The 14788-nt window shown below is 70.9% G+C and carries 9 protein-coding genes; 3 read left to right on the top strand and 6 right to left on the bottom strand.

Translation table 11 applies throughout. The features are described 5' to 3' along the window. Nucleotides 1-71 precede the first annotated feature (71 nt). From ACQEVG_RS05005 to ACQEVG_RS04995, 3 genes are all read left to right on the top strand, one after another. Complete coding sequence (locus tag ACQEVG_RS05005) at nt 72-983, top strand: LysR family transcriptional regulator (RefSeq protein WP_432977589.1); 912 nt, start codon at nt 72-74, stop codon at nt 981-983. 1082 nt (nt 984-2065) lie between these two features. Next, complete coding sequence (locus ACQEVG_RS05000) at nt 2066-3919, top strand: glycoside hydrolase family 3 protein (protein WP_432977586.1); 1854 nt, start codon at nt 2066-2068, stop codon at nt 3917-3919. 205 nt (nt 3920-4124) lie between these two features. Next, nucleotides 4125-4760, top strand: coding sequence for a hypothetical protein (locus ACQEVG_RS04995; protein ID WP_432977583.1), 636 nt, complete (start codon nt 4125-4127; stop codon nt 4758-4760). A 50-nt stretch (nt 4761-4810) separates the two neighbouring features. Here ACQEVG_RS04995 and ACQEVG_RS04990 read toward each other — a convergent pair whose 3' ends face one another. The 6 genes from ACQEVG_RS04990 to ACQEVG_RS04965 form a co-directional block, all read right to left on the bottom strand. Then, nucleotides 4811-6244: a S28 family serine protease gene (locus ACQEVG_RS04990; protein ID WP_432977580.1), complete on the bottom strand. Its 1434-nt coding sequence runs from the start codon at nt 6242-6244 to the stop codon at nt 4811-4813. Between the two features lie 97 nt (nt 6245-6341). Further along, nucleotides 6342-6752: a hypothetical protein gene (locus tag ACQEVG_RS04985; RefSeq protein ID WP_432977577.1), complete on the bottom strand. Its 411-nt coding sequence runs from the start codon at nt 6750-6752 to the stop codon at nt 6342-6344. Nucleotides 6753-6861: 109 nt separating this feature from the next. Further along, nucleotides 6862-10581: an ABC transporter ATP-binding protein gene (locus ACQEVG_RS04980; protein WP_432977574.1), complete on the bottom strand. Its 3720-nt coding sequence runs from the start codon at nt 10579-10581 to the stop codon at nt 6862-6864. A gap of 101 nt (nt 10582-10682) precedes the next feature. Further along, complete coding sequence (locus ACQEVG_RS04975) at nt 10683-11639, bottom strand: serine hydrolase (protein WP_432977571.1); 957 nt, start codon at nt 11637-11639, stop codon at nt 10683-10685. Nucleotides 11640-11735: 96 nt separating this feature from the next. Then, nucleotides 11736-12782 carry an esterase-like activity of phytase family protein gene (locus tag ACQEVG_RS04970; RefSeq protein WP_432977568.1) on the bottom strand — a complete coding sequence of 349 codons (1047 nt, stop codon included), beginning with the start codon at nt 12780-12782 and terminating at the stop codon, nt 11736-11738. 101 nt (nt 12783-12883) lie between these two features. Next, entirely contained in the window at nt 12884-14374 is a 1491-nt protein-coding gene (locus ACQEVG_RS04965; protein WP_432985073.1) for a UDP-N-acetylmuramoyl-L-alanyl-D-glutamate--2,6-diaminopimelate ligase, read from the bottom strand. Nucleotides 14375-14788 lie beyond the last annotated feature (414 nt).

Genomic DNA, 14788 nt, shown 5'->3' with positions numbered 1-14788 from the left:
GCGGACCATGTAGCACCAGCGCGGATTTCTTCATGGTGGAATTGAGCGTTGCTTACGAATGGGAGTCAGCGATGCTCGATCTGGGACGGCTGAGGGCGCTGCACGCGGTCTCGGTGCACGGTTCGGTGGCAGCGGCGGCGACGGCTCTCGGGTACACCCCGTCCGCGGTGTCGCAGCAGATCGCCAAGCTGGAGCGGGAGACTCGTACGACGCTGCTCGAGCGGCAGGGGCGGGGGGTCGCGCTCACCGAGGAGGCGCGGCATCTGGCAGCCACGGCGCAGGAGTTGCTCGCGATAGTGGAGCGCGCGGAGACCACGCTCGAGGAGCGCCGAGGGGAGCCGACCGGGCGGCTGGCCATCGGGGCCTTCGCCACGGCGGCACGCGGTCTGCTGCCGGGCGTGCTCGCGGAGCTCGGCCGACGGCATCCGGGGCTCGATGCGCGGATGACCGAGGTCGATCCGCATCTGTCCATCGACCTGGTGGCCCGCGGCATGATCGACCTGGCGGTCGCGCACGACTGGGACATCGCGCCACTGCCGGCGCCGGAGGGCGTCGAGCAGGCGGTCATCGGCGACGACCTGTGCGATTTGCTGGTGCCGGAGGGGCATCCGCTCGCCGCGCGGGCGTCTGTGCGGCGGGAGGAACTGACCGGGGAGCGGTGGATCTGCCAGCCGCCGGGCACGGTGTGCCACGACTGGCTGATCCGTACGCTGCGGGCGGCGGGGTGCGAGCCCGATGTGGCGCACCAGGCGGAGGAGTACCACACCCAGGTCGCGCTGGTCGCGGCGGGCCTGGGCATCGCGATGATCCCCCGGCTGGGGCGGGGGGCGCTGCCGGCGGGGGTGGTGGCGGTGGTGCTCGATCCGGTGCCGAAGAGGCGGCTGTACGCGCTGTGGCGGATGGGGGCGGCGAGGCGGCCGGCGATCACGGCGACGGTTGGGGCGTTGCGGGGGCACTGGGTGGGGGTGGGTGCGGCGGCGTGACGCGCGGGCGGTCCGGGGGCGCGGGCGTCCGGGGTGCGGGTGGTTTTGTCCCCCACCCCGCCCCTTCCCGAAACTGGGGGATGCCCCCAGGCCCCGAGGGGAAGGAGTACGTGGGGGCTGACGCCCCCACACCCCGATGCGCCAGCTTCGCGGCGCGGAGATACGGACCCGCCGTTGCGGCTGCTTCGCGGCGCGGTCAGACGCCTCCGCCGTGCCACGGCTTCGCAGCGCGTGGGTATGGCTCCACCGTGGACACGGCTTCACGGCTCGGGGGCACGAGTCCGCCGCTTCCGCCAACTTCGCGGCGCGGATAAACCGACCCGCCGTTGCGGTGGCCTCGCGGCGCCGCTGCACACGGGGGTGGCGGTGAGCCTTGAGGTGCAGGGGGACGCGTAGGGGTCGTGTTCCGGACGTAAAGCGGCGCAGCTCGCGCGAAGCGCGGTGACCACGCGGCGGAGCCGCACATTGAGCGCAGCGCAGTCCAGAATTCGAGCCCCGGAGGGGGCCCCAGGCCCCACCCGCGGACCCGGCCATCCCGGACGGCCCAAGACCCGCGCCCCGGACGGCCCAGGACCCGCGCCCCGGACGCCCCCACCCGCGGCCCCGGCCATCCCGGACGGCCCAAGACCCGCGCCCCGGACGGCCCAGGACCCGCGCCCCGGACGCCCCCACCCGCGGCCCCGGCCATCCCGGACGGCCCAAGTCCCGCGCCGCGGACGCCCGCGCCCCGCCCGGCACCTCCGCCCCACCCGTACCGATTCGTACGCAATCGGAACCCATCGCGAACCCTCTCCGTCTAACCCGCCGTACTGCTGGGTGAGTCTCCGCAACGCGGTGTCGGCCCTCGCTGCTGGCTGCGATCGCTGACCACCCCTCTCCAGCCGCCTGCGGCCGGCAGCACACCGCCACCGGTGCGCCCCCTCCGACAGCACCGGTGGCGGGCCCCCGTCCCGGTGAGCTTTCGCGCGTCGCGCGGCCTTTCTGTTGCCACACCCTTGACCTGGCAGTAATTTTCGGGCTATCCGTGAGTCCTTGGAAGTTTCCTTCAACTCCCTTGTCGAGCAAGGCCGGAAGGAGCACCCATGCACGACCGGAGCCATGACCGCGACCATGACCGGAGTCACGGCCGGAGCCTCTCCAGACGCACCCTCCTCACCGCAACCGCCGCAACCGCCGTCACCGCCGGGGCCGTCGCCACCGCATCGCCCGTGTTCGCCCGCCCCGCCCATCACGACCGTCTCAAGCGGCTGATCGCCCGGATGAGCCTGGAGGAGAAGGTCGGCCAGCTCTTCGTGATGCGGGTGTACGGGCACTCCGCCACCGCCCCCGACCAGGCCGACATCGAGCTGAACCTCAAGGAGATGGGCGTCCGTACGGCCGCCGAGCTGGTCACCAAGTACCACGTCGGCGGCATCATCTACTTCGCCTGGGCGCACAACACCCGCGATCCGCACCAGATCGCCGAGTTGTCCAACGGCATCCAGCGGGCCGGGCTCGCCCGGCCGACCCCCGTGCCGCTGCTGATCTCCACCGACCAGGAGCACGGGATAGTGACCAGGGTCGGCAAGCCCGCCACGCTGATGCCGGGCGCGATGGCGCTGGGTGCGGGCGGGTCCCGCTCCGCCACCCGTACGGCCGCGCGGATCGCCGGGGCCGAGCTCGCCGCGATGGGCATTGTCCAGAACTACGCCCCCGTCGCCGACGTCAACGTCAATCCCGCCAATCCGGTCATCGGCGTACGCTCCTTCGGCGCCGACCCGGACGCGGTGGCCGGTCTCGTCGCCGCCCAGGTCCGCGGCTATCAGAGCGCGGGCATCGCCGCGACCTCCAAGCACTTCCCGGGCCACGGCGACACCACCGTCGACAGCCACACGGGCATCCCGGTCATCACTCACACCCGGCAGCAGTGGGAGGACATCGACGCCCCGCCGTTCCGGGCCGCGATCGCCGCCGGGATCGACTCGATCATGACGGCGCACATCCAGTTCCCGGCGCTGGACCCCAGCAACGACCCGGCCACGCTCTCCGCACCCATCCTCACCGGCATCCTGCGCGAGGAGCTCGGCTACCACGGCGTGGTCGTCACCGACGCGCTCAATATGCAGGGTGTACGGGACAAGTACGGCGACCACCGGGTGCCGGTGCTCGCCCTGAAGGCGGGCGTGGACCAGCTGCTCAACCCGCCGGACCTGGCCGTCGCCTGGAACGGCGTCCTCACTGCCGTCAGGAGCGGCGAGCTCACCGTCTCCCGTCTCGACGAATCGATCCTGCGCATCCTGCTCCTGAAAGAGAAACTGGGCCTGTTCCAGGACCCGTTCGTCTCCCTGCGGCAGCTGGACCGCATCGTCGGTGTGCGCACGCACCTCGCCATCGCCGACAAGATCGCCGAGGGGACGACGACCCTGCTGGTCAACGAGGGCGCACTGCTGCCGCTGAGCCGGCGCAACCGGCGGAACCTCCTGGTCGTCGGCGCGGATCCGGCCTCGCCCACCGGGACCACCGGACCGCCGACCACGGTGCTGGCGCAGGCCTTCGCCGAACTCGGCTTTACCGCAACCGCGCTGTCCACCGGCATCACCCCGACCGCCGCGAAGATCGACGAGGCGGTGGCCGCGGCGAGCGGCAAGGACGCGGTGATCGTCGGCACGTACAACGTCACGGCCACCAGCCCCCAGCGCACCTTGGTGGCCCGGCTCGCCCGGACGGGAGTCCCGGTCGTCGCGCTCGCCATCCGCAATCCGTACGACATCGCCATGCTCGAAGGAGTGGGGGCGGCTCTGGCCACGTACTCCTGGACCGATGTCGAAGTGCGCGCCGCCGCACGGGTGATCGCCGGCCGCGCGGAGCCCGAGGGACGGCTCCCCGTGCCCGTACAGAGCGCGACCGACCCCGCCCAGGTGCTGTACCCCCTCGGCCACGGCCTGTCCTACGACTGAGCGGGCGCAAACCGACTGAGCTGAGCAAAACGACCGGGGTGAGCAAAACGACCGAGGCGCGCATACCGACCGATGTGCGCAAACCGGCCACGCGCACCGGCGCACTCCCGCACACTGTTCCCATGCACGACGCGCGTCTGGCGTGGCCCGCTCCGGCGGGTCACGCTTGAGGGACCGGCCGGGTGGCCGGGGCTCGGGGGTCCGTATGGCACAACAGCGGCGGCCCGCCGGGGCGGTGAGCGCCCTGGTACTGGTACTCGTACTGGCGGCAGCGCTCACCACGGGCTGCCAGCAGGCGACGGGCCACGCGGGAACGGCCGCCGGCACCGTCGAAGGACCCACCGCCACGCCTTCGGGATACGGCCTGGTCTTCCTCGGCCCCGGCGACTGCGCATCGCGCGGCCGCGACTTCCATGAGGTGTCCTGTACGAGCGAGAAGGCGGTGGCCCGGGTGACCGCCCGGCACGGCGGCCGGGCCGCGGCCGGCCCCGGCTGCCCCGCGACCACCGACTTCGTGCTGCACATCTCCGAGAGCCGCCCGGCGACCGATGAGGACGGCGACGGGGAGGTGGGTCAGGGGTACGCCTGTATGCGCAATCTGGAGCCGCCGCACCCGGGCGACCCGGGCGGGGGCGGCGGCCCGCACACCCTCGTCGGCGACTGCGTCTACAGCGCGAGCAGGAGGCAGGTGAAGGAGACGGCCTGCGACGGATCGGGCGAGCGGGCCCCGGAGTTCACCGTGGCGTCGGCGGTGGCGAGCCGGGCGCAGTGCCCACAGCCCACGGCGCTGTATGTACGGCTCGGCGGCGAGACGCCGGTGGGCTGCGCCCGCCGTGTGTGAGGGTCACTCACACGGCGTGCGGGCACAGCCCACCGGGTTTACGGGCAGAGTTACGGCCGCAGGGCCGGCTCCCGCTCCAGGTCGCGCTTGTCGAGCTTCGCGTCGTACCTCGTCAGCGGCTTCGCCTTCGCCGCGTCCTGCTGGACGGCGGCCGGGGCGACGCCCGCCCACTTCAGGATCGCGGCGGTGGCCGCCGCCTTCTGGTCCGGCACCAGGCCGGCCACATTGGATCCGTGGTTTCCGCCGGGCACGACGTACACATGACTGTCGCGGGTGCCCTTGCCGAGCCGGAACTGTTCGGCGCCCCACGGGTCGTTCTGGCCGTAGACGAACATCATCTGGCGGGCGTTGTGCCGCACCCAGCTGTCCACGTCGCGCATGACCCACGGCTTGAAGTGCATGGGGATGTCACGCGGCACGAAGTTCCGCGGCGGCTGGTACCCGTACCGGCTCAGGCCCTCGAGGTGCGGCTGCTTGATGTCGGGCGAGCCCAGCTCGGTGCCTGCCTGGTAGTAGTACGGCGTGTACGGCGTCAGCCCCTGGTCGGCGTAGAAGGAGAAGCCGGAGATCGCTTCCACGCTGTCCCAGATCTGCTGGTCGGTCGCGGTCTTGGCGACCGGGATCGATTCGCAGTCGGCCAGCAGGCTGTACTGCCAGAAGGCCCAGACGTAGTCGAGGACGACCGCCTCGTACGCCCTGTCGAGGGAGCCGACCGTCGTGAAGGTGTAGCCGTTGTCCGCCGCGTACTTGGTGTAGATGGCCTCCAGCGGCTCGCGGCGCACCAGCGCCTCGCGCTGCACGGCGTTGAGCTTGTCGCGGCACTCCTTGGTGCCGACCTTCTCGAAGAACCGGTCGTACGCCGAGTCCTCCTTGTTCACCACGTCGTTGGGCGCGACGTAGGCGACGACCCCGTCCATGTCGCGCGGGTAGAAGCGCTCGTAGTACGTGGCGGTCATGCCGCCCTTGGAGCCGCCGGTGGTGAGCCAGTTCTTGGAGTAGATCTTCTTCAGCGCGGTGAAGATGCGGTGCTGGTCGCTCGCGGCCTGCCAGATGTCGAGCTTGGACCAGTTGGCCGGGTCGGGCCGGGACGGGGTGAAGAACCGGTACTCCACGGAGACCTGGTTGCCGTCGATGATGGCCGTCGGCTCACTGCGGCGAGGCGTGGTGCTCACGTTGTAGCCGGAGGTGAACATGACGGTGGGGCGGTTGGTGTCCTTGTGCAGCAGGGTGATTCGCTGCTTGAAGGTGCCCTTGCCCGGGTGCCGGTGGTCGACCGGCTGTGTGTAGTTGAGAACGAGGTACCGGTAGCCCGGGTACGGCTTCTCCTCGATGAGACTCATGCCCGGTATCGCGAGGACCCGGTCCTTGATGTCCGTGCCGGTCGTCGGCTCCGCGGCGGTAGCCGCACCGGCCGTCGCGCCGGCCGCGCTCACGGTGCCAATGAGCACCACGAGCGACAGCAGCCATCTGAGCGCCTTGCGCATTCACCCTCCCCTTGATTCACCTGTGGTCGCGGTGAACCTAGCGGGGTCAATGCCCGAGCCGCCAGCCCCAGTTGACTCCCGATCGACCGGGAGTGGGTCAGCAGAGGATCCAGCCGGTCGAGCGCGCGACGCCGGAGATGGCGCCGGTGGCCCGCACGCAGCGGTTGAGGGCGTGCACGGTGACGGGCCCCGCCTGGCGGGTGAAGGTGCCCTTGTCGACGGCGGCGTGGCCGCCGCGCGCCTGGAGGGAGACGGACATGGCGCGCCGCGTGCCCGGCTTGTTGGAGACGGCCACGGCGCAGGCGTAGTACCGGCTCTTGTAGACGCGCAGTTCACCGGTGGCGAACTTGACGGTCTTCAGGGGCCGGCCGGCGCAGTTGGACGCCACGGCCTCGGCCCGTGGCGTGCCCGGTCCGACGAGGGTGAGGGCCGCCACGGCCATGAGCAGGGCGAGGCCGTGCAGGAGCAGCCGCCGCCGATGTCGTTTGTTCCCCGCCCCACCGAACACTTTCGCACCCCTTCGCCACTGGCCCGTACATGCGTACGACGCAGTCGGCGTGAGAATGGTTGCGGCTCCCACGAATCCGCTCTCCGCAGGAGTCCGTACGGGCCCTGCGTCATACTGCGGCGGGCTCGTCCTCCCCTATGAAGGTGCGCCAGAGCGTGGCATAGGTGCCGCCCCGGGCCAGCAGCTCGTCATGGGTCCCGTCCTCCGCCACCCGGCCCGCGTCCATCACGACCACCCTGTCGGCGCGCGCCGCCGTGGTCAGCCGGTGGGCGACCACCAGTGTGGTGCGGCGGCCGGTCAGCCGGTCCGTGGCCTGGTTGACCTGGGCCTCGGTGGCCAGATCGAGGGCCGCTGTGGCCTCGTCGAGCAGCAGGATGTCCGGGTCTACGAGCTCGGCGCGCGCCAGGGCGATCAACTGGCGCTGCCCCGCGGAGAGGTTGCGGCCGCGCTCGGCCACCTCGTGCATATAGCCGCCGTCGAGAGTGGCGATCATGTCGTGGGCGCCGACGGCGCGGGCCGCGGCCTCCACCTCGGCGTCGCTCGCGCCGGGACGCCCGTAGGCGATGGCGTCGCGGACGGTGCCCGCGAAGAGGTACGCCTCCTGGGGGACGACGCCGAGCCGGTGCCGGTACGCCGTCAGATCCAGCTCGCGCAGGTCGGTGCCGTCGGCCGTGACCCGGCCGCTCGTCGGGTCGTAGAACCGTGCGACCAGTTTGACCAGCGTCGACTTGCCCGCGCCGGTCTCGCCGACGAAGGCGACGGTCTGGCCGGCCGGGATGCGCAGATCGATGGAGTTCAGGGCCGCTTCGGGTTCGTCGGCGGCCCCGTACGCGAAGTCGACGTTCTCGAAGGCGATCTCGCCGCGCAGTGAGAGCACATCGAGGGGTTCGCGCGCGGAGGCGGTCGAGGTCGGCTCCTGGAGCAGCTCCTGGATGCGCCCCAGGGACACCGTCGCCTGCTGATAGCCGTCGAAGACCTGGGACAGCTGCTGCACGGGTGCGAAGAACAGATCGATGTAGAGGAGATAGGCGACCAGCGCGCCGGTGGTGAGGGTGCCCGCCTCGACGCGGCCCGCGCCGACGATCAGTACGGCGGCCGCGGCCACCGAGGACAGCAGCTGGACGAAGGGGAAGTAGACCGAGATCAGCCACTGGCCGCGCACCCGGGCCTTGCGGTAGTTGTCGCTGCGGGCGGCGAAGCGGCCCGCGCCGTCGCGCTCGCGGCGGAAGGCCTGGACGATCCGCAGCCCGGACACGGACTCCTGGAGGTCGGCGTTGACGACGCTGATGCGCTCGCGGGCCAGCTCGTACGCCTTCACGCTCTTCCTGCGGAAGAAGTACGTGCCCACAATCAGCACCGGCAGGGTCGCGAAGACGACCAGCGCCAGCTGTACGTCGATGACGAGCAGGGCGACCATGATGCCGAAGAAGGTGACCACCGAGACGAACGCGGTGACCAGGCCGGTCTGCAGGAACGTGGACAGGGCGTCCACGTCCGTCGTCATCCGGGTCATGATCCGGCCGGTCAGCTCGCGCTCGTAGTAGTCGAGTCCGAGCCGCTGGAGCTGGGCGAAGATCTTCAGACGCAGGGAGTAGAGGACCCGCTCGCCGGTGCGGCCGGTCATCCGGGTCTCGCCGGTCTGCGCGGCCCACTGCACGACCACGGTGATCAGCGCGAGCACGGAGGCCGCCCACACGGCGCCGAGCGCCATCTGCGTGACGCCCTTGTCGATGCCGTGCCTGATCAGGATGGGAAGCAGCAGGCTCATGCCGGCGTCGACGGCCACCAGCAGCAGGCTGATCAGCAGCGGGAGTCCGAAGCCGCGCAGCAGCCGGCGCAGTCCGTACGACTCCTCGGGCCGCACGGCCCGTGCCTCGTCGATGTGGGGGATGTCGGTCGCCGGCGGCAGGGCCTCGACCTGGGCGAGCAGTTCGGGGGGTGCGCCGGGGGCCGCAGACTCCTCGGCGTTCTCCTCGCGCTCCCACAGGCGGGGCGTGATGCCGCGGTTGGCGTCGAACTCTGCCTCGAGCTCGTCGCGTACGGTGCGGTCCTCCTCGGGTTCGGCGGCCGGCGGCGGGGTGTGTCCGGGCGAGATCGCGCCGAGTTCGTCCGGGTCGGTCAGCAGCCTCCGGTACAGAGCCGAGCGACGCGTCAGCTCCTCGTGCGTGCCGATGTCGGCGAGCCGTCCGCCGTCCAGCACGGCGATGCGGTCGGCGAGACCGAGGGTGGAGCGGCGGTGGGCGATGAGCAGGGTCGTACGCCCGGCCATGACGGAGCGCAGGGCCTCGTGGATCTCGTGCTCGACGCGGGCGTCGACGGCGGAGGTGGCGTCGTCGAGGAGCAGCAGCCGAGGGTCGGTGAGGATCGCGCGGGCGAGCGCGATGCGCTGGCGCTGACCGCCGGAGAGGGTGAGGCCGTGCTCGCCGACCTTGGTGTCGTAGCCGCCGGGAAGCTCGGCGATGAAGCGGTCGGCCTGGGCGGCGCGTGCGGCGGTGTCGATCTCTTCCTGGGTCGCGTCCGGCTTTCCGTACGCGATGTTGGCGCGCACGGTGTCGGAGAAGAGGAAGCTGTCCTCCGGCACCAGCCCGATGGCGGCGCGGAGCGAGTCGAGGGTCAGCTCGCGCACATCGTGGCCGCCGACGAGGACCGCGCCGTGCGTCACGTCGTAGAAGCGTGGCAGCAGGAGGGAGACGGTGGACTTGCCGCTGCCGGAGGAGCCGACGACGGCAACGGTCTCGCCGGGCCTGATCTCCAGCGAGAAGCCGTCGAGAACGGGCCGTCCCTTGTCGTAGCCGAAGGTGACGTCGTCGAATTCGACGGTGGCGGGCGCGTCGGCCGGGAGCTCCTTGGTGCCGTCCTTCATCGTCGGCTCGGTGTCGATGAGTTCGAGTACGCGCTCCACGCCGGCCCGTGCCTGCTGTCCGACGGTCAGCACCACGGCGAGCATCCGGACCGGGCCGACGAGCTGCGCCAGATAGGTCGAGAAAGCGACAAACGTACCGAGGGTGATCTGGCCGCGGGCGGCCAGCCAGCCGCCGAGGGCCAGCATCGCGACCTGCCCGAGCGCGGGGACGGCCTGAAGAGCCGGGGTGTACTTCGAATTGAGTCTGACGGTCCGCAGCCGGCCCGCGAAGAGCTTCCTGCTGACCTCGCGCAGCTTGCCGGTCTCCTGGTCCTCCTGGCCGAAGCCCTTGACGACGCGTACGCCGGAGACGGCGCCGTCGACGACGCCCGCGACGGCGGCCGCCTGGCTCTGGGCATACCAGGTGGCGGGGTGCAGGCGGGTGCGGCTGCGCTTGGCGATGTACCAGAGGGCGGGGGCGACGGCCACGGCGATCAGGGTGAGCGGCAGCGACAGCCACGCCATGATCACGAGGGAGATGAGGAAGAGGAGGACGTTCCCGATGGTCATCGGGAGCATGAAGAGCAGGCCCTGGATGAGCTGGAGGTCGCTGGTGGCGCGGCCGACGACCTGGCCGGTGGAGAGCTCGTCCTGGCGTCGTCCGTCGAGGCGGGTGATGGTTCCGTACATCTCGGTACGCAGATCGTGCTGGACGTCGAGGGCGAGTCGGCCGCCGTAATAGCGACGGATATATGTCAGGACATATACGACGACGGCCGCGGCGATCAGCAGCCCGGTCCAGACGGCGAGGGGCTTCGTGCTGTCCCCGATCACATCGTCGATGACGACCTTGGTGATCAGCGGAACGAGCGCCATGACGGCCATACCAGCCAGGGAGGACCCGAGCGCGAGCAGCACATTGCGCCGGTACCGCCAGGCGTATCCGGACAGCCGCCGTGCCCAGCCCTGCTCTGCCGACGCCGCCACGTGGTGCCTCCCGATTGTTTTGATCCGCCGGAAGGCACCAACGCCGCGAGCAGCGGATTTCATCCCGCCGCAACAATTTGGGCCGCAACCGTTCGACGGGTTCAGCGGGTGGCGGGGACCGCGTCCCTCGGGGCCGTCTCCGGGGTGCCCGGCAGGGCCTCCTGCGGGACGGCGGGGGGCGTGAAGACCTCGGCCGTCGCGGTGGCGGCGGGGGCGAGGTGCTTGTGGACCGCGCGGGCGACCCGCTGGATGGTGTCGACGCCGTACTGCATGGTGCTGTTGTCGTGCGTCAGCACGGAGATCGTGTAGCTGTGACCGCCGCTGGTGAAGGCTCCGACGCTGTGGACGCGCCAGCCGTGGGTGGCCCGGGAGAGCCAGCCGTTCTTGATCTGGACGCGGGCCGTGCTGGGGGCGCCGGCCGAGACGCCCCAGCGCTGCGAGGCCACGACCTTGTACATCAGGCCGAGGGTGTAGCCGCGCGAGGCGTCGGTGAGGACGGTGTTCTTCAGGGCCAGCAGATTCAGCAGCAGCATCTGGTCGCCGGCGCTGATCTGGGTGAGGCCCCAGTAGCCGCCCGAGCCGGGGATCGTGCGGGACATCTTGGCGGCGTTGAGAAAGCCCTGGATCTTGGTGACGCCGAGCTGCTTCCACAGCGCGCTGGTCGCGGCGTTGTCCGACTTGGTGATCATGTCGGAGGCGAGCTGCTTCTCGCGGTCGGTCAGCTGACGACCGGTCTTCTGCGCGTCCCACAGGAGCGTCGTCAGGACGGTGACCTTGACGACGCTGGCGGAGTCGTAACGGTCGCCGATCCGCAGCCCGCAGGTGGTGTTGGTGGTGTTGTCGCGCACGGCGACGGCGGCCGTGGACGCGCGGCCCGCGAGCGACGCGGTGATGTCCTGGGTCAGCTTGGCCGCGAGTCCCGACTTGCCGGAGGTGCAGCCGACCGTCGGCGTGACGGCGGCCGCGGGCGTGGCGCCGGCGGCGAGCGGCACGAGCGTCGCGGCGGCGAGAACCGCGGCGGCGGCGCGGGCGCGACCGCTTATTCGGTGGTGAGTCATGGAGGCTTTCCCCGTCCCCTGTGTGCCCGGTGCGGGCGCGCCCTTTCCGGCGCGCCCGCCACTCATGACTCACGACTGGCCGAAAAGTTGTACGGATCAGTGGTGTGGCAACTGAATCGTCATCCGGTAGAGCCGGGTGATCTGGGCGGCGTTCTGGTTGTCGTCACTGGCGAGCAGGACGTGCAGCCGGCCGCCCGGACCTCGCGAAGTGACAGCCAGGGCCTCGATGTTGTCGAGCAGAGGATTGAGCTGGGGCTGCTTGGCGGGCGCGCCGAGGGAAGGGCAGTCGACGAGGTCGGCGAGCAGTGTCTTGCGTACGAGCCGGACGCCTTCCTGCCCCGGCTTCCCTGTGACGTATTCGACATCGCTGACGTCGGTGGCATGCCGCAGGTCGGCGAGGTAGAGCCGGACGGTGTTGCCGACCCCGGGGTTGAACCCGCGCTCGAGCACGAGCAGGCGCCCGTCGCCGGTCGCGGTGGTGTCGCTGATCCCGAGCGTGGCATCGGCTTGGTACGCGTACTGCGCGGAGAGCCGGAAGTCGTGTTGCCGGGTGGCTCGCCGCCAGGTCTGCATCCGTACGATCCCCGTGCCGTCTCCGGCGATCCGGCCTTCCATGGAGGCGACGAGAGTGCGGCCGCCGGGCTGCAGGGTCAGCCCCTCGAAGGTGAGGTTCCGGGCGGCCCGCCCGGCCGGAGCGACCTTGAGGGCATCGGGCACGGGCAGCCTGCCGAGAAGGGTCCCGTCCCGTCCGTACCGGCGTACGGACGGCTCGGTCTCCGAGGTGACGAGCCGACTCCCGTCGCGCTCGACGACGAGCCCTTCGGAGTCGAGCTGCCCGCCGGTCTCGTCGGCGAGGGGGACGACGGTGCGGGGCGCGTAGGTACGGGCGTCCAGCGTGAACAGTTCGGACCGGTCGGAGAGCGCGGCGATGCGACCGTCCCGGTCGACGGCGAGAGCGGAGAGGTTACCGACGAAGGCGTCCTGGAACTGGGTCTTGTCGAGCACGTCGGAGTAGCTGTCGATGCCGACGCGGGCCGAGCAACTGCCGGACGGGGGCTGCCCCTTGCCCGAGGGGGCGGCGGCCACAGAGCCGACGACGGCCAGCACGGCACTGACGGCGGCGAGTACGTTTCGCAGACGCATGCCGCCACGTTAGGCGACGCGGATTGAGCCTGGGCGGAACTCCCCATGAACGTCCGGCCGCACGGTCCGCACTCGCCGCAGCGAACGGCGTCAGCCGCGTACTACTGCTGCGCGGCGGCGAGTTCGCGCACCGTCGCCATGTCGCTGAAAGGAAGCAGCTGTTCGCCGACGATCTGGAACGGCTCGCTGCCCTTCCCCGCGACCAGGACGATGTCGTCCCGCTCCGCGGCGGACAGCGCGTAGGCGATCGCCCGGCGGCGGTCGGAGAACCGCTCGAACCGGGTGCCGGTCGCCGAGAGACCCGGCGTGATCTGGTCCAGGATCGTCTCGGGGTCTTCGTTGCGCGGGTTGTCCGAGGTGAGGACGACAAGATCGGAGAGGGTCCCAGCGATCTCGCCCATCCGCGCGCGCTTGGTGATGTCCCGGTCGCCTCCGCAGCCGAAGACGGTGATGACCCGGCCGGTGGCGAAGTCCCGGATGGCGCTGAGCACCTTGTCCAGGGAGTCGGGAGAGTGTGCGTAGTCCACGATCACGGACGTGCCGCGTGGAGTCTCGAAGCGTTCGAACCGCCCAGGGACCGGAGGCATCCGGTCGAGTGCCGCGACCAGCCCTGCCAGGTCGTGCCCCAGGAGATGGCAGGCCGCCACGGTGGCCAGCGCGTTCGCCACCGAGAACCGGCCGGGGACGCGGATCGCCGCCGGGTACTTGCGTCCGGCGTGGTGGAGGATGAAGCGCGAACCGAGGGCGCTCATGCTGAGGTCACTCGCCCGGTAGTCGGCCTCGGCGTCGAGCGCGTATGTGGTGACCGCACCGGGCATCATCGCCCGGATGCCGGCTCCCACCGGGTCGTCCGCATTGACCACCGCGCGCCGGCACAGCCCCTGGAACAGGCGCAGCTTGGCATCCCGGTAGTTCTCCATGGTGCCGTGGTCGTCCAAGTGGTCCTGGGTGAGGTTGGTGAAGATCCCCACGTCGAGGAACGCGTGGTCCACGCGGTGGGTAAGCAGACCCATGGACGTCGCCTCCAGGACCACGGTGCCCACCTCGCGGTCGCGCATGTGCCCCAGCAGGTACTGGAAGTCCGGCGACTCCGGTGTGGTCAGCACTGATCGCGGCATCGGGATCAGTTCGTCGCCGATCCGGCTACCGGCCGTCCCGATCACCCCCACCCGTGCGCCCTCGGCGATGCGCAGCACGGACTCGACCATGTACGACACCGATGTCTTCCCGTTGGTGCCGGTGACGGCCACCATGTCCATCTCCCGCCCGGGGTCGCCGTAGTAGCGGGAGGTGACGACCGCAGCGGCCTGCCGCGTGTCCGGCACCCGTACCACACACACTCCGGCGGCCGACGCCCACACGGCCGCCGGAAGATCGGGTACCGCCTCGTCGACGAGCACCGCCACCGCGCCACGCGCCAGAGCCGGTCCGACGAGCTCGGGGCCACCCTCACAGTGACCGGGCACCGCGATGAACAGCGAACCCGGCGAGACGCGGTGGGCGTCGAAGCATGTTCCCGCGGTGATCCTCGTCTCCGGATCGCCCAGAAGCACCTCATGGTCGTGCCCGGCCAGCAACTCGCTCAACTTCACAGGGGTCCTCTCGAGGGTGCGGCTCAGCCGGTCGCCGACCGTCGCCGAGGGCGATGCCGACGGCACGCCGAGAAGCCGCGGGGGTGGTGCTCAGAAAAGTGGTGCGGTGGTCCGCAAACCGGATGGAGACCCCGGCTGCGAGGAGGAAGCTCCAAGGGCGGGGCAGAAGCCGGGCAGGGCCCGTCGGGAACTGATCAGCCGTGGCCGTGCAACGCGCGGCAGCGGGCCCCGGGGCCGGTGGCGCACAGCGCGCGAGGTGCCTGTCGCAGGCCCTGCCTCACCGCATATGTGCAACCCATGGGTGGAGTGTACGTCCCACCGAGCGGTCGGGGCTCCGCCCCGCTGTCGCCCACGAGCGGACGGGGACAGTACGGCACTTCACCGTTTGCGTGACCTCAGGGACCTTGCGTCCCG

Source organism: Streptomyces sp. CA-135486 (assembly GCF_050936555.1).
In the GTDB taxonomy this organism is placed as follows: Bacteria; Actinomycetota; Actinomycetes; order Streptomycetales; family Streptomycetaceae; genus Streptomyces.
Note: the sequence above shows the minus strand (reverse complement) of the source record. Positions and strands in the feature narration are given on the sequence as shown.

What these genes read in the sequence shown, in the direction of transcription:
- ACQEVG_RS05005 (WP_432977589.1), top strand. Translation starts at nt 72, where the DNA reads ATGCTCGATCTGGGACGGCTGAGGGCGCTGCACGCGGTCTCGGTGCAC.
- ACQEVG_RS05000 (WP_432977586.1), top strand. Translation starts at nt 2,066, where the DNA reads ATGCACGACCGGAGCCATGACCGCGACCATGACCGGAGTCACGGCCGG.
- ACQEVG_RS04995 (WP_432977583.1), top strand. Translation starts at nt 4,125, where the DNA reads ATGGCACAACAGCGGCGGCCCGCCGGGGCGGTGAGCGCCCTGGTACTG.
- ACQEVG_RS04990 (WP_432977580.1), bottom strand. Translation starts at nt 6,244, where the DNA reads ATGCGCAAGGCGCTCAGATGGCTGCTGTCGCTCGTGGTGCTCATTGGC.
- ACQEVG_RS04975 (WP_432977571.1), bottom strand. Translation starts at nt 11,639, where the DNA reads ATGACTCACCACCGAATAAGCGGTCGCGCCCGCGCCGCCGCCGCGGTT.
- ACQEVG_RS04970 (WP_432977568.1), bottom strand. Translation starts at nt 12,782, where the DNA reads ATGCGTCTGCGAAACGTACTCGCCGCCGTCAGTGCCGTGCTGGCCGTC.